The sequence below is a fragment of the Amycolatopsis sp. NPDC004169 genome, from assembly GCF_040610315.1.
In the GTDB taxonomy this organism is placed as follows: domain Bacteria; phylum Actinomycetota; class Actinomycetes; order Mycobacteriales; family Pseudonocardiaceae; genus Amycolatopsis.
Map to the genome: position 1 here is coordinate 1 of NZ_JBEXMD010000067.1, position 22,342 is coordinate 22,342.

Consider the following 22,342-nt stretch of genomic DNA (forward strand, 5'->3'; position numbering starts at 1 on the left):
TTGATCTTCACGACACTCATGCCGTCCACCCTAGTCGGCCGCGGGGGCGGCTTCAGCTGCGCAGTGATCCGGGGAACAGGTCGGCGTCCGCGGGCTGCCGCCGTGGTGGAGGCCGGGCCGGGCGGCGGCTGCGCGGCACCGCCCGGCCCGGGGTCTCAACGAGCCCCGCTCCGGTCCGGCCGCCCCTCGGCTGCGGTCCGCAGCCGGGAGACAGCCGGCGTCCGGAGGAGCCTCACGACACCGGCGGGTAGGCGTTCTGGACCAGTTCCTCGAACTGGGCTTCGAACCACTTGCCCGACAGCGGGGCGTTCGGCAGCGCGCCGGTCAGGTTGCCGCCGTTGGCCTGCTGGGTGCCGTGGAAGGTCGGGTCGCACATCGGGTCCGCGCCCTTGCCTTCGTCGTTCGGGATCTGCTGGCTCGCGCCGTCGGACTCACCCGGCGGCTTGATCCAGACGTAGGCGTCGAAGTGCGCCTGGGGAGCCACCGTCGGCCGGACGCCCAGGCCCGCTCCGCTCTGGTTGCACCAGTTGCCGCGGTGCAGCCGCCGGTCGATCCGGCCCGAGTTCACGTACGCGTCCACAGTGGAGCCCGATGCCCCGCTGGGCCGGGCGGACCCGCCCCAGCCGTTGCGCGAGGTGTCGACCAGCATGCCGATGCCGCTGGGCAGGCCGGCCGCGACGAACGCGTTGTACATCGCGGTGGCGAACGGGACCTCCGCGAAGTACGGGTTCCACTGGTAGAACGTCGCCGACTTCAGCTGCTGCCCGCCGACGGTGAGGCTCGGGTCGGGCAGGTTGGGCTCGGTCAGCGGCGTGTAGTTGGCCGTGGCGCTGATGAAGCCGTCGATGCTGTTCACGCCGGCCGTGGTGCCCTGCAGGGTCTGCTTGACCAGGTTGACGAACGGCTGGAAGTTGCTGTCCCAGCCCAGCCAGGCCGAGTGCGCGATGTCCAGGTAGTTGTAGACGTTGGAGATCGCGTGCAGCTTGTTCAGCGCGTACTGGATGCCCTGCGTGTACACCCCGCTGGACTGCGCTTCCGCGCACGCCGCCATCGAGGTGTTCGTGATCAGGTTCGGCAGCGAGTCCGGCTCGACGATCGCCACGACCCGCAGCGGCGCGTACTTCGCGTCGGACAGGATCGACGCGATCGGGTCGATGTACTCGCTCTTGTACCGGGCCAGGCCGTTCTGGGAGGCCTTCAGCTCACCGTTGGACGCCAGCGCCGCGCAGTCGCGGTTCGGCAGGTCGTAGACGACGATCTGGATGGTCACCGGCGTGCCGCCGCTCGCCTGGGCCAGCGCCGCGTCCAGGTGCCCGCGCAGGCCCCGGGAGTCCGCCGTGCCGGCGATCGCGGCGATCCGGTCCAGCCAGACCGCGGTGGAGGTGTTGGCCACCTTGGCCATCTGGGCGCCGAGCGTGCCGCCCTTCGCCGCGGCCGCCGCGCTCACCTCCGCCGACCAGTCCGGGTTCACGTACCCCTTGGCCCCGGCGTACGGGTTGTCCACATGGGTCCCGGGCTGCGGCGTCGTGGTGACCGTCGTCGGCGTGGTGGGAGTGGTGGTCGGTGTCGTCGGAGTGGTCGGCGTCGTGGGGGTCGTCGTCGGCGTGGTCGGCGTCGTGGTCGTCGGCGTGCCGTCGCAGTGGGCGCCGTTGAGCGAGAACGACGTCGGGATGGCGTTCGTGCCCGAGTACGAGCCGTTGAAGCCGAAGCTGGCCGTCGCGTTCGTGCCCAGGTTCCCGCCCCACGACGGGTTCTTCGCGCTCACGTGCTTGCCGCTCTGGCTGAACGTGGCGCTCCAGCCCTGCTGCACCTGCTGGTTGCCGCCGAAGTCCCATTCGACGTTCCAGGAGGAAACCGCGTCGCCCAGGTTGGTCACGGCGATGTTCGCGGTGAAGCCGGTGTCCCACTGGTTGACCGTGTAGGTGACCTTGCAGCCGGTGGCGGCGCCCGCCGGACTGCCCCCGGCCACCAGCAATCCGGCGGTCATCGCCGCCGCCGTCACCGAGGAGGCCACGGCGAACCGTGACTTCCTCTTCGCGGACCAGAATTCACTCTTCATCGAGTGCGCTCCTTATGGTTGTTCGGTGGGGTGGGTCAGGTGGTGCAGGCGGTCGCGCCGACGGCGAAGCCGCCCGGCGTGCCGGTCGAGGGGCCGGTCGCCTGGACGCCGATCGCCACCGAGGCACCGCCGGCGAGGTCGGGCGCCCAGGTGGGGGCCTTCGCCGTCGCCTGCTGCCCGGACTGCGTGACGGTCGCGTTCCAGCCGCCGGTGATCTGCGTCCCGGACGGGACGGTCCAGCCGAGCGCCCAGTTCTTCAGCGCCGGGCTGCCGGTGTTCTTCAGCGTCACGGTGGCCGTGAAGCCGCCCTGCCAGGTGTTGTCGACGTGGTAGGTGACCGCGCAGCTCGCCGCGGGCGGCGGGTCGGTCGTGCCGCCGCCCGAGCCCACCGGCGGGATCAGGTACGGCTGCAGGATCGCCTGCTTGGTCTGGTTGACCGTGGTCCAGTCGTCGTTGAGGATGCCGCCGGTGTCGCCCGAGTTCGGGTTCCACGACCAGTAGGTGAAGCTCATCCCGGACGTGCCGGTGCCGGCGTACTTCATCAGCTCCTGCAGCCAGACCTTGTCGCGCGGGTCGGCGAGCGTCGAGCCGAACTCGCCGAGCAGCACCGGCGCGATGTTCTGCTTCTGCAGGTAGCCGAAGAAGTGGTCCCACAGCGCGGGCAGGTTCGCCGGGAACGCCGGATCGGAGAACCACTTCTGGGCGAACACCGACGTCGCGTACTCGTGCGCGGAGTACACCAGCTTGTCCGGCTTGGACAGCCGCACCGGGAACTGCTTCGCCCCGGAGAGGTTGCCACCCCACCAGCCGCACTCCGGATCGCCGGTGCCGGCGACGCAATCGACGCCTTCGACCACGATCAGCCAGTCCGGGTTCGCCGCGAGCACCGCGTTGCCCGCCCGTTCGGCGGCGAGCCGCCAGTCGGTCGCGGTGTCGCCGCAGCCCCAGCACGCGCCCCCGCCACCCTGGATCGAGTGCGGTTCGTTGTGCAGGTCCGCGCCGATCACCGTGGGGTTGCCCTGGTAGTGCTGGGCCAGCATCGTCCAGTCGGAGATCCACCGGCTTTCCGAGTAGGCGCCGGTGTACCAGAGCGGGGACTGCGCGCCGGAGTCCGGCCGGTGCCGGTCCAGGAGCACGCGCATGCCCTTGGTGCCGGCGTAGGCGACGATCTTGTCGAGCACCTGCAGGCCGGACAGGCCCTGCAGGTCCGGGTTCGCCACCTGGTCGATGCTGACCGGTGCGGACCCGGCGTCGAACAGCTGGTTCGAGTACGGCAGCCGCAGCGTGTTGTACCCGAGCCCGGCCATCTGGTCGAGCATGTCCCGGTAGTTGCGGCTCCACAGCCCGTGCGGCGAGTAGTTGGCCGTCTCCGCACCGAACCAGTTGATCCCGGTCATCCGGACCGGCGCACCGGTCGCGTCGAACAGCCGGGATCCGGACGCGTGCCAGAACCCGGTGCCGGTCCCGGCCGCGGCCGTGCTTTCGGGGGCCGCGGTGGCCGGGGACGCCGTGAGAACGGCGCCCCCGACCAGTGCGGCGACCACCAGCGAGAGCAGTCGCTTCATCAAGTGCCTCTCAGCCGAACAGGGCGACGTGCGCGGCGAACGCCGTGGCGATCTCCGACTGCGCCCAGAACCGGTGGTAGGTGAACGTCGGCGCGGCCCCGCCGTCCAGGTAGGCCTGGACCTTCGGCCACTGCGGGTCGTTCTTGTAGAACGACCGGATGGACAGGAACGTGGAGCTGGAGTTGATCGCGTCGCCGTTCGGCATGGTGCCGGTCCAGCCGGAGGGCACGTACAGCCCCTGGTCGGTGGTGGCGTTGTACTTGTCGTCGAACCGGTCGTAGTCCGACCGGGTCTCCGGCACCGCGATGCCCTTGGTGTCGGTGTTCGCCGACAGGGCGTTCAGCAGCTGCTCCCCGACCGTCTTGGCCTGGGCGTTGCTCGACCCGGACGCGTAGTAGAGCAGCGTCTTGGCGAGCGAGGCCGCGACCCCGACGTCCTGGCTGTAGTTCTTCACCGCGACGTGCAGGCCGGTGTTCGCACCCGGGCTGGTGGCGTTCCAGGTGTCCGGCGCGCCGCTCCAGGTCAGGTCGGACGGGATCTGGAAGCTGCCACCCGCCCCGACCGTGGTGTTCGCGATCGCCCAGGGCACCCACTTGTCGAGGATCTTCTTGGCCCGCGGGTCGTTGGTCGCCTGGTAGTACTCGGCGATCCGCTCCATGCCCCACGTCTGGAAGCCGAACCACTGGTTGCTCGGCGGGTCGTGCCAGACCGGCTGCCAGTCGTAGTACATCCCGTAGAACGTCGGCGTGCCCGCGGGCGGGGTGCCGTACTGGCCGTCCCAGCTGTTGGTCGCGCCGCCGGCGAGGCCGCCTTCGGACGACTGCAGCCACTGCAGAAACTCCATCTGCCGGTTCAGGCTGGTCGCCCAGTCGGTGGCACCGGTCGACGAAGTGACCTTCAGGCCCGCATCGGCGGACAACGCGTACGCGGCCAGCGGGTTCTGGTACCCCTGGTGCGCCGCACCGTCGCCGATCCGCCACGCCCAGGAGCTGGCCGTGTCGGCCGAGCCGCCCCACGCGTAGTACCACGAAATCAGGTAGTGCTCGCTCTCCTTGCCGGTGCCGGCCGGGCAGCTCGAGGCGCCGACGCAGTTGCCGATCTTCTTGTAGTACTTGTCGAACAGCGAGTACCGCAGGTAGTCGCCCATCTTCGAGGCCTTCTTCAGCACGGCCGCGACATCGGCGCTCTTGCCCTGGGCCTGTGCCCACTTCTCGGCCTGGAAGGCCACCTGCACGACCCGGGCGTCCGCGTCGGGGGCGTCGGTGTACTTCCACTGCTTGGCGTAGGAGGAGTCCCCGGTGAACAGGTCGAGGTACCCGTTCTTGCCGCCGAACTTCAGCAGGTCGCAGCTGGGCTGGGTGACCGTCTCCCACACCGATTCCTGCGAGCCGCGCTGGAAGGTGTTGATGAACGCCGGCGCGGTGTTGGTGCCGTCCTCGCAGTGGCCGAACTTGTAGATGTTGTCCACGTCGAGCAGCCAGTGCATGCCGTAGACGTCCGGCGAGCCGTAGGCCGCCTTCAGCTCCGCCGCGATCGGGTCGGCCCCGACCGAGACGTTGGACTGCAGCTGCGACGGGTAGTTCTTCGGGCTCGGGTACTCCGCGGCGTAGGTGGCCGGCTTGCTGGCGTTGTAGCCGGAGTTGCCCGGCTGGTCGGCCGCCGACGGGATCGCGTACGTCTCGATCGACGTCCACGCCTGGTTGAACGGGGCCCAGTCACCGGTCACCCGGCCGTAGGACGCCTCCAGCCAGAGGTAGTAGCTGAACGCCTCCGACGTCGTTTCGTGGCCGTGGTCCGGCGCCTCGACGATCAGCGTCTCGATCGAGTGGTAGGGCACCAGGATGTTGCCGAACTTGCGGAAGTACCCGTTGTTCGGGTCCTTGATCTTGTTGTACTGCGTGAGGAACGCGAGCTGATAGTCCGATGTGGACGACGAGATCTCGTTGACCGTCACGGTGGCCGCGGTGTAGCCGCTGCTGCTCGCGGTGAAGGTCGCGCTGCCCAGGTCGCCGCCGTTGTCGGCGCTGGCGACCGTGACGTTCTGCGGCACGTTCCAGTTCGACGCCGTGAACGTCAGGCTCGCCGGGGACGCGGTGAGGTCCGTGCTCCCGGCCGTGCGCGCGACGGCGACGGTGACCGGCGCGGACGGGGCGCCGGCGAGGGAGACGGCGAACGTCGTCGTGCCGCCCTGCTTGACCTGCGCGGTCGCCGGGGTGGCCACGATCGTCGGCCCGGAGAGCACCTTCACGCTGACCGGGCTGGAGGTCGTGCTCGCGCCCTTGTTGTCGTAGGCCTTCGCGGTGATCGAATAGGTGCCGGCCGGGACGTTGCCCCAGCTGCCCTCGAACGGCGCGGCCGTGTCGGTGGCCAGCAGCGTGTCACCGGCGTAGAACTCGACCTTGCTCACCGTGCCGTCGCTGTCGGCGGCCGTCGCGGCCAGCGGGATCGTCGCCGGGGCGTAGTAGGTGCCGGTCGAGGACGGCGCGGTCAGGGTGACCGTCGGCGCCTTGTTGGCGCCGGTGCACGCGGTGCCGTTGACCGAGAAGTCCGTCGGCGGCCGGTTGGCCGAGCCCTTGGAGCCGTTGAACCCGAACGACGTGCTGGCCCCGGTGCCCAGGTGGCCGTTGTAGGACAGGTTCGTCGCGGTCACCGCGGCGCCGGACTGGGCGAAGGTGGCGCTCCAGCCCTGCTGGACCTTCTGGCCGTCCAGGAACGTCCAGCCGACCTTCCAGCTGTCGAACGGAGCTCCGTCGTTGCGCAGCGAGACGTTGGCGGTGAACCCGGTGTCCCAGTCGTTGGTGGTGTAGGTGACGGAACAGGCGATGTCGGCGCCGAGCGCCGGTGGTGGGGCGACCACCGCGCCCGTGACCGCCAGCACGGCCGAGGCCAGTGCCAGCGCACGGGCGCGCTTTCGAGGAGAGGAACGCATGGCTGCGGAACTCCTTTGTCCGTAGGGAGCCAGCGATCTGGGAGCGCTTCCAGGCGCAGACGGTAGCCAGCCGGAAACCTGGATGTAAAGAATCGAGTCAGAAGGACACCGCGACCGCGGATGTCACACTTGCGCGCCCGGCGAGCGCCGGACAACTGAACGCTCCTGAACAGCCGCACCCTTAAGGTGCGCCATCACCCGTTCAGCCCAGCGAATCGGTCACCTAAAGTACCGAGAAAACGCCGTTTACCGCCAAAGGCGTGCATCTCGGGCCGGAACGTTCCCACCCATCGAGTCATGGCGGTGTGTCGTCCATTCCGGTACGCGTGTCGTCCACCCATGGACAAGTGCCGTCCGGTGCGGCACGACGGCCGCCCGGACGCAGCCGGACGACACACGTGCCCCGACGGACGACACGCGTATCCGGGTGGACGACACGGGCGGTCAGCTCGAGGCGCGGACCGCCAGGGAGACCGGGAGGATGTGCTGCCGCGGCTTCAGGTTCTGGTCGTCGAGCAGCTGCATCAGGGTTTCCACCATCGCGTGGACCTGCTCGCGGGGGTCCTGGTGGACCGACGTCAGCGGCGGGTCCATGGCCGGGGCCAGGGTGGCGTTGTCGTCGAAGCTGACCACCGCGACGTCGTCGGGGATGCGCCGGCCGGTCGCGCCGAGGGTGCGGAACGCCCCGACCGCCATCATGTCGCTCGCGACGAACACCGCGTCGAGGTCGGGGTGCCTGCTCAGCAGGGCCGACATCGCGTTCGCCCCGCCCGAAAGGGTGAAGTCGGCCTCTTCGGCCAGGTCGGCGGGGTCGAGCCCGGCGTCGAGGAGGGTCTTGCGCCAGCCGGCGAGCCGGTCGATCGGGGCGCTCTGGTCCTGCGGGCCCGCGATCGTGGCGATCCGCCGCCGCCCGGCCGCGACCAGGTGCTGGACCGCCAGGCGGGCGCCGCCCTCGTTGTCGAAGTCGACGACGTGCACGCCCCGGCGGATGCCGGCCGCCTGGCCCCCGAACACCACCGGGATGCGCAGCAGCCGCAGCGCCTTGGGCAGCGGGTCGGCCCGGTGCGGCGCGAACACCAGCGCGCCGTCGACGTGGCCGCCCTCGAGAAACCGGACCGTGCGGCTCAGGTCTTCGCGGATGTCACTGAAGATCAGCACCATCTGGCGGCCGACGTCGGCCAGCTCGCGGTAGCCGGCTCGCATGACGGCGGCGCGGTACGGGTCGTCGAGCAGCCGTGACTCCGGCTCCGACAGCACCACCGCGACCGCGCCGGTGCGGCGCGTGACCAGCGAGCGGGCCGCCTGGTTCGGCGAATAGCCCAGGTCGCGGGCCGCGGCGAGGACCTTCTCCCGCGCCGCCGCGCTGACGTAGGCGTCGTCGTTCAACGCCCGCGACGCCGTCGACCGCGAAACGCCGGCGAACGCCGCGACGTCCTCCAGTGTCGGCCGTTCTTCATCGCCTGCTCGAGGCCCCACGGCACCGCCCTCGCTCACCCTCTGCAACTCTGACCGTCTCAGCTTAACGTTCACGCCCCCGCGCGTCCGGGAGCGCTCCTCGCAGGAAACGCTCCGGTTACAACCCCTTGACACGGGTGAACACCCCCAGCAGACTCTGCCACACCTGGGAGCGCTCCCAGATCGGCTCCCAGCAGTGAGAGCGCTCATTCCCGTCAACAAGGTGGTTGGACACGTGAGAACGATCCGGAACAGCCTGGTCCTGGCACTGGGCATCACGATGACGGCGCTCGGCGCCACGGCCTGCAACGGAGGCGGTGGTGACCAGCAGACCCCGGCCGCGGCGGCTCCCAACGAGCACGTGGACCTGACGCTGGCCACCTTCACCGAGTTCGGCTACGAGGCCCTCATCCCGGAATACGAGCGGCTGCACCCCAACATCAAGATCACCCACCGCAAGACCGGTCAGGGCGGCCCCTACCACCAGGAGCTCACCACCAAGCTGGCCGCCGGCTCGGGCCTCGCCGACGTCACGGCGCTGGAAGAGGGCCACCTGTCGGACTTCCTCGACAAGGGGTCGAAGTTCAACGACCTGAGCAAGATCGGGCCGGCCGACGCCTCCCCCGACCGCTGGCTCGGCTGGAAGTACGACGCCGCCAAGACCAAGGACGGCAAGGTCATCGGCTACGGCACCGACATCGGGCCGCTCGCGATGTGCTACCGCAAGGACATGTTCAAGAACGCCGGCCTGCCGGACGACCCCGAAGCCGTCAAGCCGCTGTTCGCCACCTGGGACAGCTACTTCCAGGCCGGCGCGGACTACTCGAAGAAGACCGGCAAGGCCTGGTTCGACTCGGCCGCGCAGAACTTCAACGCCATGGTCAACCAGCTGCCCGAGGGCTACATCAACACCGACGACAAGCTGGCCGTCGAGTCCAACCAGGGCATCAAGGACGCCTGGACCAAGGTGACCGACGCGGTCGCCAAGGGCGAGTCCGCCAAGCTCACCGCGTTCAGCCCCGAGTGGAACACCGGCTTCAAGCAGGGCGCGTTCGCCACGAAGGTGTGCCCGTCCTGGATGCTCGGCGTGATCAAGGAGCAGGCGGGCCCGGAGAACGCGAACAAGTGGGCCGTCACCGCGGCCTTCCCGGGCGGCGGCGGCAACTGGGGCGGCTCGTACCTGACCGTGCCGACCCAGTCGAAGCACCCGAAGGAAGCCGCCGAGCTGGCCGCGTGGCTGACCGCGCCGGAGCAGCAGATCAAGGCGTTCCAGGCGAAGGGCAACTTCCCCAGCCAGGTCAAGGCGCTGACCGACCCGGCCCTGCTCAGCCAGACCGACGCCTACTTCGGCGGCGCCAAGATCGGTGAGCTGTTCGCCGAGCAGGCCAAGAAGGTCCAGAAGCCGCAGTACAAGGGCCCCGGCGACGGCCAGATCCAGGAAAACGCCTCGAGCCCGGCCCTGCAGGCGGTCGAGCAGGGCAAGTCGGCCGCGGACGGCTGGAACCAGATGGTCGAGTCCGCGAAGAAGATCACGCGCTGAGCTGATGACCGTCATCGACAAGGTCGCGCCAGAAGGGAGTAAGGCCGGGGAGCGGGTGTCTCCCCGGCCCACCTTCCGTCACCGGTTGAGCCGGTGGGACGTCAAGGTGTCGCCGTACCTCTACGTCGCACCGTTCTTCATCGTGTTCGGGATCGTCGGCCTGTTCCCGCTGCTCTACACCGCTTACGTTTCGCTGTTCAAGTGGAAGGCCGGGGGTGACGACCCGGACTTCATCGGCGTCGACAACTACAAGGACCTGTTCGCCGACTCGCAGTTCTGGAACGCGCTGGTCAACACGATCAGCATCTTCCTGCTCTCCAGCGTTCCGCAGCTGATCATCGCGGTGATGCTGGCCGCGCTGCTCGGTGCCCGGCTGCGCGGTGCGACCGGCTGGCGGGTCGGCATCCTGCTCCCGTACGCGGCCAGCCTCGTCTCGATCGGGATCATCTTCGCCAACCTGTTCGGCTCGAAGTACGGGCTGATCAACGGCGTGCTGCAGACCCTCGGGCTGGACCCGATCGACTGGCAGGCCAACCGGTTCGCCAGCCACGTGGCCATCGCGATCATGGTGAACTGGCGCTGGACCGGCTACAACGCCCTGATCGTGCTGGCGGCCATGCAGGCCATTCCGAAGGAGCTCCACGAGGCGGCGCTGATCGACGGCGCGGGCCTGTGGCGCCGGTTCTTCAACGTCACGCTGCCCCTGCTGAAGCCGACGCTGATCTTCGTCACCATCACCTCGACGATCGGCGGCCTGCAGATCTTCACCGAACCCAAGCTGTTCGACGCCATGCCGGGGTCGAACAACGGCGGTTCGACCAACCAGTTCCAGACCGTGACGCTGTACCTGTACCAGATGGCGTTCGAGAACTCGAGCCTCGGCTACGCCTCGGCGATCGCCTGGGTGCTGTTCCTCGTCATCGTGCTCATCGCGCTGGTGAACTTCTTCCTCACCGGCCGGCTCGCCCGTACTCCGGCGGTGAAGAAGAAATGACAACCCTCCAGACCGGGCTGCGCAAGAGCGTCGCCACGCTCGGCAGGCCGCGCAAGGCGACCTACGTCGTGCTGGCGATCTTCGTGCTCGGCTCGCTGTTCCCGTTCTACTGGTCGTTCCTGGTGGCCAGCCGCGACAACGGGGTGCTCACCGAGCGCATCCCGCCGTTCCTGCCCGGCGGGAACTTCTTCGCGAACGCCCAGCGCGTTTTCGACAGCGTGCCGTTCTGGAAGGCGCTGGCCAACAGCGTCATCGTCTCCGGGACGGTCACGCTGACCACGGTGCTGTTCTCGTCGCTGGCCGGGTTCGCCTTCGCCAAGCTGCGGTTCCGCGGGAAGAACGGGCTGTTCGTGTTCATCGTCGTCACGCTCGCCGTGCCGACCCAGCTCGGCATCATCCCGCTGTTCATCGCGATGTCGGAGCTGGGCTGGGCCGGGCACCTCGAGGCGGTGATCGTGCCCAACCTGGTCACCGCGTTCGGGGTGTTCTGGATGCGTCAGTACACAGTGGACGCTCTGCCGTACGAGCTCATCGAGGCCGCGCGCGTCGACGGCTGCAGCATGATCCGGATCTTCTGGAACGTCTGCATGCCCGCGGTGCGCCCGGCCGCGGCGATCCTCGCGATGTTCACGTTCATGATGTCGTGGAACGACTTCCTGTGGCCGCTCGTCGTGCTGGACGCCGGCAACCCCACCGTCCAGGTGGCCCTGGAGAAGCTGCAGAGCGGCTACTACGTCGATTACTCGCTCGTCCTGGCCGGCACGACTCTGGCCACCATCCCCATCCTCATCGTCTTCGTCCTCCTCGGCCGCCAGATCGTGGCCGGGATCATGCAAGGTGCCGTGAAAGGGTGAACATGTCCGTACATCCCGACAGCGTTCGGGCCGAGAACGTCCGGGCAGAGACCGCGTTGATGTTCCCGCCCGGCTTCGTCTGGGGCGCCGCCACCGCGGCCTTCCAGGTGGAAGGGGCCACGACGGCCGACGGGCGCACCGACTCGGTCTGGGACGCCTTCGCCCGCCGCCCGGGTGCGGTCCGGGGCGGCGACAACGGCGAACCGGCGGCCGACCACTACCGGCGGTACTCCGAAGACGTCGGGCTGATGCGCCGGCTCAACCTCGGGGCCTACCGGTTCTCGCTGGCCTGGCCTCGGGTGCGGCCGGACGGCGGCGAGGCGAACACCGCCGGGCTGGCCTTCTACGACCGCCTGGTCGACTGCCTGCTCGAGTCCGGGATCCAGCCGTGGGCGACGCTCTACCACTGGGACCTGCCGCAGACGCTGGAGGAGCAGGGCGGCTGGGCGAACCGGGACACCGCCTACCGGTTCGCCGAGTACGCCGAGACCGTGCTGGAGCGGCTGGGCGACCGCGTCGCCAGCTGGTCGACGCTCAACGAGCCGTGGTGCGCGGCGATGCTCGGCTACGCGGGCGGCATCCACGCGCCCGGCCGCACCGACCACCCGGCGGCCGTCGCCGCCACGCACCACCTGCTGCTGGGTCACGGCCTGGCGATGGACATCATCCGGCGGCACGCCCCGGGCACCCAGGCCGGCATCACGCTGAACCTGTACCCGGTCGCGCCGCACGACCCGGCGAACGTCGCCGACGTCGCGGCGGCCCGGCGGATCGACGGCCTGCAGAACCGGCTGTTCCTCGACCCGGTGCTGCGCGGCGGCTACCCGGACGACCTGGTCGCCGACCTCGAGCCGTTCGGCCTCGGCGAGGTGGTCCGCGACGAGGACGCGGCGGTCATCGCCGCGCACGTCGACTGGCTGGGCGTGAACTACTACCGCGACTACCGCGTCGCGGGCCGCCCGGTGCCGGGCAGCGAGCCGGCGGGCCCGGAGTGGGTGGGCGCCGCCGACGTGCACTTCGTCCCGGACCCGGCGGCCCCCCGCACCGACTCGGGCTGGGAGGTCCAGCCGGCCGGGCTGACCGAGTCCCTCCTGCAGGTGCACCGCGGCTACCGTTCGGTACCGCTGTACATCACGGAGAACGGAGCGGCCTACCCCGACGTGGTCTCCGACGGCGGCGACATCGTCGACACCGACCGCGTCGCGTTCCTCGACTCCCACCTGCGGGCCGCGCACGACGCGATCCAGGCGGGCGTCGACCTGCGCGGGTACTTCTACTGGTCGCTGCTGGACAACTTCGAGTGGGCCGAGGGCTACGCGAAGCGGTTCGGCCTGGTCCACGTGGACTACGCGACGCAGCGGCGGACGCCCAAGCAGAGTGCCCACTGGTACTCCCGGGTGATCGGCCTCAACGGGCTGGGCTGACCGCGAACCGTGGAGGCCACCGGCGCGGGTGGCCTCCACGGACGCGAGTACGTGCATTCCGCGAACCGCGCCGCGGCCTCGGCTGCGCGTGGCAAGCACCAGGTTCTCGGCGGCGGCCCGGGCGCCGGCCTTCGCGGCCGACGCGGTCCTCGCTGCGCCGGCCGCGACCCGTCGCGGCCGAGGACCTCCGGCCCGGACAAGTCCCGCACCGCAGCCCGCGAGTACGTGCATTCCGCGAACCGCGCCGCCAGACTGGCCGGTATGGGACTGCGCAGCGAAGCTTGGTTCGACAACCCCGCCGACCCCGGGATGACCGCGCTCTACCTCGAGCGGTACATGAACTGGGGCGTCACCCGGGAGGAGCTGCAGTCCGGCAAGCCGATCATCGGGATCGCGCAGACCGGCTCCGACCTCACCCCCTGCAACCGCCACCACCTGCAGCTGGCCCACCGGACGCGCGAAGGCATCCGCGAAGCGGGCGGGATCGCCATCGAGTTCCCGGTGCACCCCATCCAGGAGACCGGCAAGCGCCCGACCGCGGCCCTCGACCGGAACCTCGCCTACCTCGGCCTGGTCGAGACGCTCTACGGCTACCCCATCGACGGCGTCGTGCTCACCACCGGCTGTGACAAGACCACCCCGGCGTGCCTGATGGCCGCCGCGACCGTGGACATCCCGGCCATCGTGCTGTCCGGGGGCCCGATGCTCAACGGCTGGTTCAACGGCGAGCGCACCGGCTCGGGCACCATCATCTGGAAGGCGCGGGAGCTGCTCGCCGCCGGTGAGATCGACGACGCCGGGTTCATGGAGCTCGTCGCGTCCTCGGCGCCCTCGCCAGGGCACTGCAACACGATGGGCACGGCGTCGACGATGAACGCGCTCGCCGAAGCCCTCGGGATGAGCCTGCCCGGCTGCGCCGCCATCCCCGCGCCGCACCGGGACCGGGCGCGGATGGCCTACCGGACCGGGCTGCGGATCGTCGAGCTGGTCCGCGAGGACCTCAAGCCGTCGGACATCCTGACGCGCGAGGCGTTCGAGAACGCCATCGTGGTGAGCTCCGCGATCGGGGGCTCGACCAACGCCCCCATCCACCTCGGCGCGATCGCCCGGCACGTCGGCGTGGACCTGCCGCTCGAGGACTGGCAGCGGCTCGGGCACGCCGTCCCGCTGCTGGTCGACCTGCAGCCCGCGGGCAAGTACCTCGGCGAGGAGTTCCACCGCGCCGGCGGCGTCCCGGCCGTGGTGCACGAGCTGATGCGGCACGGGCTGATCCACGAGGACGCACCGACCGTCAACGGCCGCACCCTCGGCGAGAACTGCCGCGACGCCGAGGCCGGCGACCGGGACGTCATCCGGACCTTCGACACCGCCCTCACCCCGGACGCCGGGTTCCTCGTGCTGAAGGGCAACCTGTTCGACGCGGCGATCATGAAGTCCAGCGTGATCTCGCCGGAGTTCCGCCGGCGGTACCTTGCTGGGGGCGTCTACGAAGGCACCGCGGTCGTGTTCGACGGTCCCGAGGACTACCACGCGCGCATCGACGACCCGGATCTCGGCGTCGACGAGCACACGCTGCTGGTGATGCGCGGAACGGGCCCGCTCGGCTACCCGGGCTCGGCGGAGGTGGTCAACATGCGGCCGCCCGCGGCGCTGATCAAGCGGGGCGTGCACGAGCTGCCGTGCCTCGGCGACGGCCGCCAGTCGGGCACCTCCGGCTCGCCGTCGATCCTCAACGCCTCCCCCGAAGCCGCGGCCGGTGGCGGGCTCGCCGTGCTGCGGACCGGGGACCGGGTCCGGATCGACCTCGGCGCCGGCACCGCGGACGTGCTGATCCCCGACGACGAACTCGCGCGGCGCCACCGGGAGCTGGCCGAGGCGGGCGGCTACCCGGTGCCGGAATCGCAGACGCCGTGGCAGGAGATCCAGCGGTCGATGGTCGACCAGCTGTGCGACGGCATGGTGCTGCGCCCGGCCGTGGCCTACCAGCGGATCGCCGCGACCAAGGGCATCCCCCGCGACAACCACTGAGTTTCCCGCTTCGGAAGCCGGGAAACCGGGTATCCAGTCCGATAGCCGAGGCGAGGAGGCCCCCCATGCTCCCGGATCGTGAACGCCACGTCCTGCGCGAGATCGAGGCGGAGCTGCAGGCGAGCGATCCCGCGTTCGCCGCCGCCTTCAGCGGCCGCAAGCTGCGCTCGCTCCGGCGGTGGCCGCTGCTGCTGGTGCTGTGCGACATCACCGCGGTGGTGATGCTCGTCGTCGGCCTCTTCGCCCGCGACGCCGAACTGGTGCTCTGGGGCACGGTGAGCGCGGGCGCGCTGGTGGCCTGGCACATCGCCCACGCCGAGTCGGTGCGGGAGTCCACTGAGGACATTGCGCCGACGGCGGACCAAGCCTGACACACACGAAACGGCCGCCCGTGTCGCCACGGGCGGCCGTTCGGTGTGCGGGGCGGGCTCAGTCGTAGGAAAGGGCCTCGACCAGCTCGCCGGTGCTCGGGTTCGACAGCGCCCTGGCCACGTCGGCCTGCGCGACGATCCCGACCAGCTCGTGCCCGTCGATCACCGGCAGCCGGCGGACCCGGTGCTCGGACATCGTGCGCAGGATCTCCTGCGCGTCGTCGTCCGCGCCGATCGTCACGACCTCGCCCTGGGCGAGCTCGCCGACGTGCAGGGCGCGCGGGTCCTTGCCCTCGGCCAGCACCTTCACCACGATGTCGCGGTCGGTGATCATGCCCTTGAGCCGGTTGTCCTCGCCGCAGATCGGCAGGGCGCCGACGTCCTTTTGCGCCATCGTGACCGCGGCGTCGTGCACGGTGTCGGACTCGCGGGCGCAGGTCGCGTCCGGAGTCATGATGTCGCGTGCGGTGGTCATCCTGAACTCCTTCCTTCCGGTCCGTTGCCCTCCGGCTACCCCGGCCGGGCGGGTTTACCCCCGTACCGGAGGGGGAATTTCCCGCCACATGCCGGATTCCCGCGGTGCCGAGCCGCCGGACACCACCGATCTCGACCGGTTGCGGTCGGCGGCGTCCGGCTGCCAGGGCTGTCACCTCTTCCAGGACGCCACCCAGACCGTCTTCGGCGAAGGCCCGGCCGGGGCGCGGGTCCTCGTCGTCGGCGAGCAGCCGGGCGACAAGGAGGACCTGGCGGGCGAGCCGTTCGTCGGACCCGCCGGGAAGCTGCTGGACCGTGCCTTCGAAGAAGCGGGCTTCGACCGGGGCTCGCTGTACGTCACCAACGCGGTCAAGCACTTCAAGTTCAAGCGCGACGAGCGCGGCAAGCGCCGGATCCACCAGAAGCCGGGCCGGACCGAGGTGGTCGCCTGCCGCCCGTGGCTGCTGGCCGAGCTGCGCGCGGTGCGCCCGGAGCTGGTGCTGCTGCTGGGCGCGACGGCCGCGCAGTCGTTGCTGGGCCCGAAGTTCCGGCTCACCGCCCACCGCGGTGAGCCGGTGGAGCCGCCGGAGGAGCTGGCCGGCCTGGTGCCCTCGGCCGTGGCGACGGTCCACCCGTCGGCGGTGCTCCGGGCACCGGACCGCGAAGACGCCTACGCGGGCTTCGTCGCCGATCTGCGGGCCGCGGCGAAACTGCTGCGGTAGCCGGTCACGACGCCTTCAGGGCCTTCTCCAGCTCGGCGCGCGTCATCTTCGACCGGCCTTTCACGCCCTGCTCGCGGGCCAGCTTGTCGAGCTCGGACTTCGACAGCTCGGCCAATTCCGGCTGCTTCGGCTTCTTCGCGGCCTTCTTCTTCGGTTCCTTGCCGCCGCTCTTGCGGTTCTTCACGCTGCGCGAGAGCGCCTCGAACAGGTCGACGACGTCGGCGGAGGGCTCCGGCTCCTCCTCGTGGGCGATCTCCTTGCCGGCTTCCTTCGCCTTGATCAGCTCTTCGACGCGCTTCGAGTACTCGTCGCGGTAGTCCTCGGGCTTCCACGGCGCGGTCATCTCGTCGACCAGGGCGAGCGCCATGTCGAGTTCCTTGGGCCGCGGCTTCGGCAGGGACGGCAGCTCCCCCATGACGTCCTTCGGCTTCCGCAGGTCGGCGACGAAGTGCAGCGTGTTGAGCACCATGACGTCCTCGCCGGCCCGGACGGCGGCGAGGTACTCCTTGCCGCGCAACACGAACTTCGCGACGCCCGCCTTCTCGCTGCGGTCCATCGCCTGCAGCAGCAGGCCGTACGCCTTGGCGAAGTCCTCCTTCGCCGGTTTGAGCCAGTACGTCTTGTCGAAGAACCACGGGTCGATCTCGTCGAGCTCGACGAACTGCTCGATGTCGATCCGGCGCGAGCGCTCGGGCGCGATCTCGTCGAGCTCGTCCGGTTCGACGAGCACGTGGTCGCCGCCGCGGAGGTCGTAGCCCTTGACGATCTCGCCCTGGGTGACCTCTTCGCCGGTCCGCTCGTTGACGCGGCGGTTGCGGATCCGGTCCGACGTGCCGCGCTCGAACTGGTGGAAGTGGATCGTGTGGTCCGCCACCGCCGGGTACAGCTCCACCGGCACGGTGACCAGACCCAGGCTCAGCGCGCCGCTCCACACCGGTCGGGCCATGTCGTCCTCCCCGCGCTCAGGCGACGTCGCTGCTGCGGCGGCCGCTCCGGTGCAGGCCCAGCATCTCCAGCAGCCGCGCGCAGTCCTCGGGGTCCTTCGCCCGCGCCGCCACGGCCAGCGCGGCCTTGTGGCGCACGTGCTCCAGCTCCGGCGAGTCGGTGCCGTCGACCAGGAGGTCCGACACCGGCCGCAGGTCGTTCCGCTTGTCTCGCATGTTTCGCTCCCCTCCGGCGGGTGGTTCGCGGGCGGGTTACCCAGGTTCACCGCGGGCGACACAGGTGTCACCGAAGATCCGACACGACTAGGCCGAACGAGTGAATTCGGCCGGGTTGGGCCGCGGACACGGGCAAGGTGGTGAGAGCCACGTCACAGCAGGAGGCCGGATGGGCACCCAGCTCCGCATCAGCCGCGAAGACGGCTCACTGCCCTGCGAGGTCTGCGGCTTCCCGACGATGCACGTGGCCCAGGTGGTCGCCGACGACGGCACGGTGCTGGGCCGCACCCTGGTCTGCACGACGTGCCAGCGCAGCAAGCACCGCCCGGAACCGGCCCCGGTCGAGTCCGACGCACCCCCCGACGAAGTCCCCGCCGGCTGACCCGCCCGGCCCAGCCGGTCGACCTCCGTACCCGGAGGGTCGGCCTGCGTACCCAGCCGGTCGGACTGCGTACCCGAAGGGTCGGTCTGCGTACTGGGACGGTCGGCTTGCTGTCCGACCTTGCAGGTACGCGGCCCGACCGTCCGGGTACGCGAGCCGACCGTCCAGGTACGGGCGGTGCGTCAGGCGGTGGTGGCGACCGCGGCCACGAACTCCGCGGCGACCTCGTGGAGCTTGCGGTTGCCGTCCTGGGATCGCTTCACCAGGCGCTGGAAGGCCTCCTCGGCCGTGATGCGGTGGGCCGCCATCAGGATCCCCTTGGCCTGGTCGATCACCGCGCGGGTCTCCAGCGCGCGGTTCAGCTGGTCGACCAGCTCGCGGGCCGCGAAGTACCGGCGGGCGCTGCGCAGGCCGATGACGACCGTCGCCGTGTACAGCTCGAGGATCTTGGTGCCCAGCTCGCTGAAGCCGTGCTCGCCGAAGCCGAAGAGGTTGACCGCGCCGGACATGTCCTCGTCCACCGTCAGCGGCGCGGCGAGGAAGCTGGCCACGCCCAGCTGCTCGGCCGACGTGACGAACTGCGGCCACAGGTCCCCGACCGCGCCGACGCCGACGCGGACCGGCTGTCCGGTCTCGGCGGCGCGCAGGCACGGCCCGTCCCCGATGCGGTACTGCTCGCGGTCGAAGTTGACCGCGCGCTGGTCGGTGCTGGCCACCGTCTCCGGCACGCCGTCGCGCACCAGGGTGATGCTGGCCATGTCGGCGCCCGGCACCACCTGCACGACGTGGTCGCACACGGCCTGCAGCATCTGGCCGAGGTCGAGCTCGCCGTCCAGCATCGCGGTCAGCGACTCCATCGCGAGCGTGACTTCGTCCAGCCGCGCGGTGAGCTGCTCATGGCCGCCCGTCATCCTGGTGACGCCCCTCTTTCTTCGGACAGGGCGCTCTCAACCAGGGAGGACCCGGGCGCGCGCCACTAGTGGGCCGCTAGCGCTTTAACGGGTCCAGCGCGACATTACTGCATCCCGGTCGCGCCGGGCACGAGCGGTCACCGCCGCGGCGCGGCGCACGCCCGTTCGGAGCAACGACGGTTGCGGGCCGGCGGCGCCGGGGTCAGGCTCGGTGACACGGTTCAACCAGCAGCCGCTCGCATCCCCGGAGCGCGGCGCTGCGGCCGCGCCGCACCAGAACGGTGGCGAACCGGCATGAACCCCCTCCGCACCCGGCACCCGAACCTGCGGCTGCGCACGACGTGGCCCGCCCCGCACGCGGTACTGGTGACCGCCCGCGGCGACCTCGACAGCGCGACGGCCGGCCACCTGGCCACGCTGCTGTCCGACCGGCTGTGGGCGACGCCGGAGCGGCTGGTGGTCGACCTGTCCGAAGTGGACTTCCTCGGGGTGGCGGGGCTGCGGGTGCTGCTGCACGCGGCCCTGCAGGCCCAGGAGGGTGGCACCGAGCTGCTGGTGGTCACCGGGACGAACCCGGCGGTCCGCCGGGCGCTGCGGGTGACCGGGGCGGACCGGCGCCTGGCCCTCGCCGAGCACCGGCCCGCCCCCGCACCGGCCTGAGCAGGCCGTTACCCGCGCAGAGCCGGGAGCAGCTCCTTCTCGGCGAAGTCGAGGAAGCCCTCCTGCTGGTCACCGCCGATCTGGACCAGCGCCACGTCGGTGAAGCCCGCTTTCCGGAACTCCTGCACGGCTTCGACGATGGGCTCGACGTCCGGGCCGCACGGGATCGAGCCGGCGACGTCCTCCTCGCGGACGAACTGCGTCGCGCCGGCGAACCCGGCCGGTCCCGGCAGCTCGGCGTTGACCTTCCAGCCGCCGCCGAACCAGCGGAACTGCTCGTGCGCGCGCTTCACCGCGGCGTCGCGGTCGGTGCCCCACGACACCGGCAGCTGGCCGATCTTGCGGCTCGGCGCGCCACCGAGCTTCGTGGCGTCCCATTCCTGGGACAGCTCCGCCTTCGGCTCGACGGCGATCATCGCGTCGGCGACCGGCGCGAACCGCCGCACCGACTGCGACCCGGACACCGCGACGCCGATCGGCGTGCGCTTCTCGGGCAGGTCCCACAGCTTCGCCGAGTCGACGCGGAAGTGCTTGCCTTCGTAGTCGAAGTAGCCGCCGTCGAACAGGCCGCCGATGATCTGCACGGCCTCGGCGAGCATCTCGTGCCGGACGTTGGCCGGCGGCCAGCCGCGGCCGATGACGTGCTCGTTGAGGTTCTCCCCCGCCCCGAGGCCGAGGGTGAACCGGCCTCCGGAAAGGGCCTGGATGGTCGCCGCCTTCTGCGCGACCACCGCCGGGTGGTAGCGCATGGTCGGGCAGGTCACGTAGGTCATCAGCTCGGCGCGTTCGGTCACCTGGGTGACCGCGCCGAGCACGGCCCACGCGTAGGGCGCGTGGCCCTGTTCGTCCAGCCATGGCGAGTAGTGGTCGCTCATGACCTCGAAATCGAAGCCGGCCTGCTCCGCGCCGGCGGCGAACCGGACCAGGTCGCCCGGGCCCGCCTGTTCGGTCATCAGGGTGTAGCCGATCCGCATCGGCGCCTCCTCACGGTCGAACCTGCGCGTACCCGGGTACAGCGCGCGGTAACCAACCACGACCGCGACGTTTGCTCCGGGAGGCAGCGGGTACCCACCCCGCGAGACGAAGGGAGCCGGCATGCCTCAGTCGTGGAGCGGCAAGCGCGAACGCCAGTACGAGCACATCAAGGACTCCGCCGAGGACCGCGGCGCGAGCACGAAACGGGCCAAGGAGATCGCGGCCCGGACGGTGAACAAGAACCGCGCGCAGTCGGGTGAATCCCGGCAGGCCAGCAAGACGTCGCTGAAGGACAAGTCGCCGCAGCAGCGCGGCGGCGAGCGGTCCGGCAACCGGAAGGGCCCGGGCGGCCCGACGAGGGACCAGCTCTACAACGAAGCGAAGAAGAAGAACATCGAAGGCCGCTCGAAGATGACCAAGAAGGAGCTCGAACGGGCGCTGGGCCGGTGACCGTCTCCGAAACCCCTGATCACGAAGTGTCAGCATTACACCGGATGGGTAGTACTTTTCGCATGGAAGAAACTCGAAGCGACAGCTCGTTCGGCAGCAAGCCGACGGTCGACGAGCTCCTCGACGAACTCGTCGAGCTGCGCCTCCCCGCGATGGCGGAGCAGATCCCCCTGGTCCGCATGCTGACCCACGGCGTGGTCTCGCGCGCGGACTTCGGGCTGGACGCCATCGCCGACGCCAAGATGGCCGTCGACGAGGCGTGCGCGCAGCTGGTGCAGCTCGCCGAGCTCGGCGCCCAGCTGCAGTGCCGCTTCCGCTTGGCCCCCGACGGCCTGCACGTGATCGTCTCGACCCGCTCGACCGACCCGCGGCCGCCCAGCGACCGCACGTTCGGCTGGCATGTGCTGACTACTCTCAGCAAGTCCGTGACCGCGCACTGTGACGTGCTTCCGGGTGGAGGGGCGGGCATCGTCACGATCGAGCTGGTGCTCAACCCGGGAACGAGCGCGTGAGCAACGAGCGAAAAACCCTCCTCCACCGCCCGGACGAGTACGCCCACTGCGAGCCGCTGTTCGAGGAACTGGGCGAGCTGCAACCCGGTGACCCCCGGCGGGAGGTCGTCCGGAGCAAGCTGGTGACCGAGCTCCTCCCGCTGGCCGAGCACATCGCCACGAGGTTCTCCGGCCGCGGCGAGCCCCGCGAGGACCTGGTCCAGGTGGCGAGGATCGGCCTGATCAACGCGGTGGACCGCTTCGACCCCACCCGGGGCCACGATTTCCTGTCGTTCGCGGTCCCGACGATCATGGGCGAGGTCCGCCGCCACTTCCGCGACACGGGCTGGTCGGTCCGGGTACCCCGCAGGTTGAAGGAGCTCCACCTCTCGCTGAGCCAGGGCTCGGCGGTGCTGTCCCAGCGCCTGGGCCGCGCCCCGACCCCGACCGAGCTGGCGGAGCACCTGAACCTCGACGTGGACGAGGTCCGCGAAGGTCTCCTGGCGGGCAACGCGTACCAGGCGTTGTCGGTGGACAAGCCGGTCCACGACGACGCGGAGGCGCTGTCCCTGGCGGACACGATGGGCGAGCCGGACCACGAGATGGCAATGGTCGAGAACCACGAGGCACTCCAGCCCCTCTTGCAGGAACTACCGAAGCGCGAGAGGGCAATCCTGGTGATGCGCTTCTTCGGCGGCCTGACGCAAACGCAGATCGCAGACCGGGTGGGCATCTCCCAGATGCACGTGTCCCGTCTGCTGTCACAGACGTTGGAGCAGCTGCGCGGAAAGCTCACCGGCGAAGGCTGACCCCGCCTCGCCCCCCCCACGCCTAAAAGCGGGCTGCACACAAAGGCGACTCACGCCCTAAGAAAGAACGGGCAGCCAAAGGCCGACCG

The 22,342-nt window shown here is 70.3% G+C and carries 21 protein-coding genes; 12 read left to right on the plus strand and 9 right to left on the minus strand.

The annotated features are described in order from the left end of the window. Positions 1–232: 232 nt before the first annotated feature. The 4 genes from ABZX11_RS45310 to ABZX11_RS45325 form a co-directional block, all read right to left on the minus strand. A complete protein-coding gene (locus ABZX11_RS45310) occupies positions 233–2,059 on the minus strand; it encodes a glycoside hydrolase family 6 protein (RefSeq protein ID WP_176177538.1) in 1,827 nt (608 codons plus the stop codon). Positions 2,060–2,094: 35 nt separating this feature from the next. Beyond that, entirely contained in the window at positions 2,095–3,624 is a 1,530-nt protein-coding gene (locus ABZX11_RS45315; RefSeq protein ID WP_354924940.1) for a cellulase family glycosylhydrolase, read from the minus strand. A gap of 10 nt (positions 3,625–3,634) precedes the next feature. After that, positions 3,635–6,553 carry a glycoside hydrolase family 48 protein gene (locus ABZX11_RS45320; RefSeq protein ID WP_354924942.1) on the minus strand — a complete coding sequence of 973 codons (2,919 nt, stop codon included), beginning with the start codon at positions 6,551–6,553 and terminating at the stop codon, positions 3,635–3,637. Between the two features lie 444 nt (positions 6,554–6,997). Beyond that, a complete protein-coding gene (locus ABZX11_RS45325; RefSeq protein ID WP_176178423.1) occupies positions 6,998–7,993 on the minus strand; it encodes a LacI family DNA-binding transcriptional regulator in 996 nt (331 codons plus the stop codon). Positions 7,994–8,243: 250 nt separating this feature from the next. Here ABZX11_RS45325 and ABZX11_RS45330 point away from each other — a divergent pair, with 250 nt between their 5' ends. From ABZX11_RS45330 to ABZX11_RS45355, 6 genes are all read left to right on the plus strand, one after another. After that, positions 8,244–9,548: an extracellular solute-binding protein gene (locus tag ABZX11_RS45330; RefSeq protein WP_354924944.1), complete on the plus strand. Its 1,305-nt coding sequence runs from the start codon at positions 8,244–8,246 to the stop codon at positions 9,546–9,548. A gap of 4 nt (positions 9,549–9,552) precedes the next feature. After that, complete coding sequence (locus tag ABZX11_RS45335; protein ID WP_354924946.1) at positions 9,553–10,542, plus strand: sugar ABC transporter permease; 990 nt, start codon at positions 9,553–9,555, stop codon at positions 10,540–10,542. Beyond that, positions 10,539–11,396, plus strand: coding sequence for a carbohydrate ABC transporter permease (locus ABZX11_RS45340; RefSeq protein WP_176177533.1), 858 nt, complete (start codon positions 10,539–10,541; stop codon positions 11,394–11,396). The genes ABZX11_RS45335 and ABZX11_RS45340 overlap by 4 nt, the downstream gene beginning before the upstream one ends. A gap of 2 nt (positions 11,397–11,398) precedes the next feature. Next, positions 11,399–12,820, plus strand: coding sequence for a GH1 family beta-glucosidase (locus ABZX11_RS45345; RefSeq protein ID WP_176177532.1), 1,422 nt, complete (start codon positions 11,399–11,401; stop codon positions 12,818–12,820). Positions 12,821–13,081: 261 nt separating this feature from the next. After that, a complete protein-coding gene (locus tag ABZX11_RS45350; RefSeq protein WP_354924948.1) occupies positions 13,082–14,848 on the plus strand; it encodes an IlvD/Edd family dehydratase in 1,767 nt (588 codons plus the stop codon). A 65-nt stretch (positions 14,849–14,913) separates the two neighbouring features. Beyond that, positions 14,914–15,219, plus strand: a complete 306-nt coding sequence (locus tag ABZX11_RS45355) for a DUF3040 domain-containing protein (RefSeq protein ID WP_354924950.1) — start codon at positions 14,914–14,916, stop codon at positions 15,217–15,219. A 58-nt stretch (positions 15,220–15,277) separates the two neighbouring features. On the opposite strand, the gene ABZX11_RS45360 is transcribed toward ABZX11_RS45355, so the two are convergent. Next, positions 15,278–15,694: a CBS domain-containing protein gene (locus ABZX11_RS45360; RefSeq protein ID WP_176177529.1), complete on the minus strand. Its 417-nt coding sequence runs from the start codon at positions 15,692–15,694 to the stop codon at positions 15,278–15,280. 88 nt (positions 15,695–15,782) lie between these two features. Here ABZX11_RS45360 and ABZX11_RS45365 point away from each other — a divergent pair, with 88 nt between their 5' ends. Beyond that, positions 15,783–16,415 (plus strand): UdgX family uracil-DNA binding protein, encoded by a 633-nt coding sequence (locus ABZX11_RS45365; protein WP_354924952.1) that lies wholly within the window; start codon positions 15,783–15,785, stop codon positions 16,413–16,415. Between the two features lie 4 nt (positions 16,416–16,419). On the opposite strand, the gene ABZX11_RS45370 is transcribed toward ABZX11_RS45365, so the two are convergent. Together ABZX11_RS45370 and ABZX11_RS45375 are read right to left on the minus strand one after the other, a co-directional pair. Next, positions 16,420–17,361 carry a Ku protein gene (locus tag ABZX11_RS45370; RefSeq protein WP_354924954.1) on the minus strand — a complete coding sequence of 314 codons (942 nt, stop codon included), beginning with the start codon at positions 17,359–17,361 and terminating at the stop codon, positions 16,420–16,422. 16 nt (positions 17,362–17,377) lie between these two features. Further along, positions 17,378–17,575, minus strand: a complete 198-nt coding sequence (locus ABZX11_RS45375) for a hypothetical protein (RefSeq protein ID WP_176177526.1) — start codon at positions 17,573–17,575, stop codon at positions 17,378–17,380. Between the two features lie 169 nt (positions 17,576–17,744). On the opposite strand from ABZX11_RS45375, the gene ABZX11_RS45380 reads away from it, so the two are divergent. Beyond that, positions 17,745–17,957, plus strand: coding sequence for a hypothetical protein (locus ABZX11_RS45380; protein WP_176177525.1), 213 nt, complete (start codon positions 17,745–17,747; stop codon positions 17,955–17,957). 182 nt (positions 17,958–18,139) lie between these two features. On the opposite strand, the gene ABZX11_RS45385 is transcribed toward ABZX11_RS45380, so the two are convergent. Beyond that, complete coding sequence (locus ABZX11_RS45385; protein WP_176177524.1) at positions 18,140–18,868, minus strand: GAF and ANTAR domain-containing protein; 729 nt, start codon at positions 18,866–18,868, stop codon at positions 18,140–18,142. Positions 18,869–19,162: 294 nt separating this feature from the next. Between ABZX11_RS45385 and ABZX11_RS45390 the strand changes: the two genes are divergently transcribed. Continuing rightward, entirely contained in the window at positions 19,163–19,528 is a 366-nt protein-coding gene (locus tag ABZX11_RS45390) for an STAS domain-containing protein (RefSeq protein WP_176177523.1), read from the plus strand. Between the two features lie 8 nt (positions 19,529–19,536). Here the strand turns inward: ABZX11_RS45390 and ABZX11_RS45395 are convergent, their stop codons facing one another. After that, positions 19,537–20,502 carry an LLM class F420-dependent oxidoreductase gene (locus ABZX11_RS45395; RefSeq protein WP_354924956.1) on the minus strand — a complete coding sequence of 322 codons (966 nt, stop codon included), beginning with the start codon at positions 20,500–20,502 and terminating at the stop codon, positions 19,537–19,539. 121 nt (positions 20,503–20,623) lie between these two features. On the opposite strand from ABZX11_RS45395, the gene ABZX11_RS45400 reads away from it, so the two are divergent. From ABZX11_RS45400 to ABZX11_RS45410, 3 genes are all read left to right on the plus strand, one after another. Beyond that, positions 20,624–20,953, plus strand: coding sequence for a plasmid stabilization protein (locus ABZX11_RS45400; protein WP_176177522.1), 330 nt, complete (start codon positions 20,624–20,626; stop codon positions 20,951–20,953). Between the two features lie 62 nt (positions 20,954–21,015). Further along, positions 21,016–21,465, plus strand: coding sequence for an ATP-binding protein (locus ABZX11_RS45405; protein WP_176177521.1), 450 nt, complete (start codon positions 21,016–21,018; stop codon positions 21,463–21,465). Further along, entirely contained in the window at positions 21,462–22,253 is a 792-nt protein-coding gene (locus ABZX11_RS45410) for a SigB/SigF/SigG family RNA polymerase sigma factor (RefSeq protein ID WP_176177520.1), read from the plus strand. Before ABZX11_RS45405 ends, ABZX11_RS45410 begins: the two co-directional genes overlap by 4 nt. Positions 22,254–22,342 lie beyond the last annotated feature (89 nt).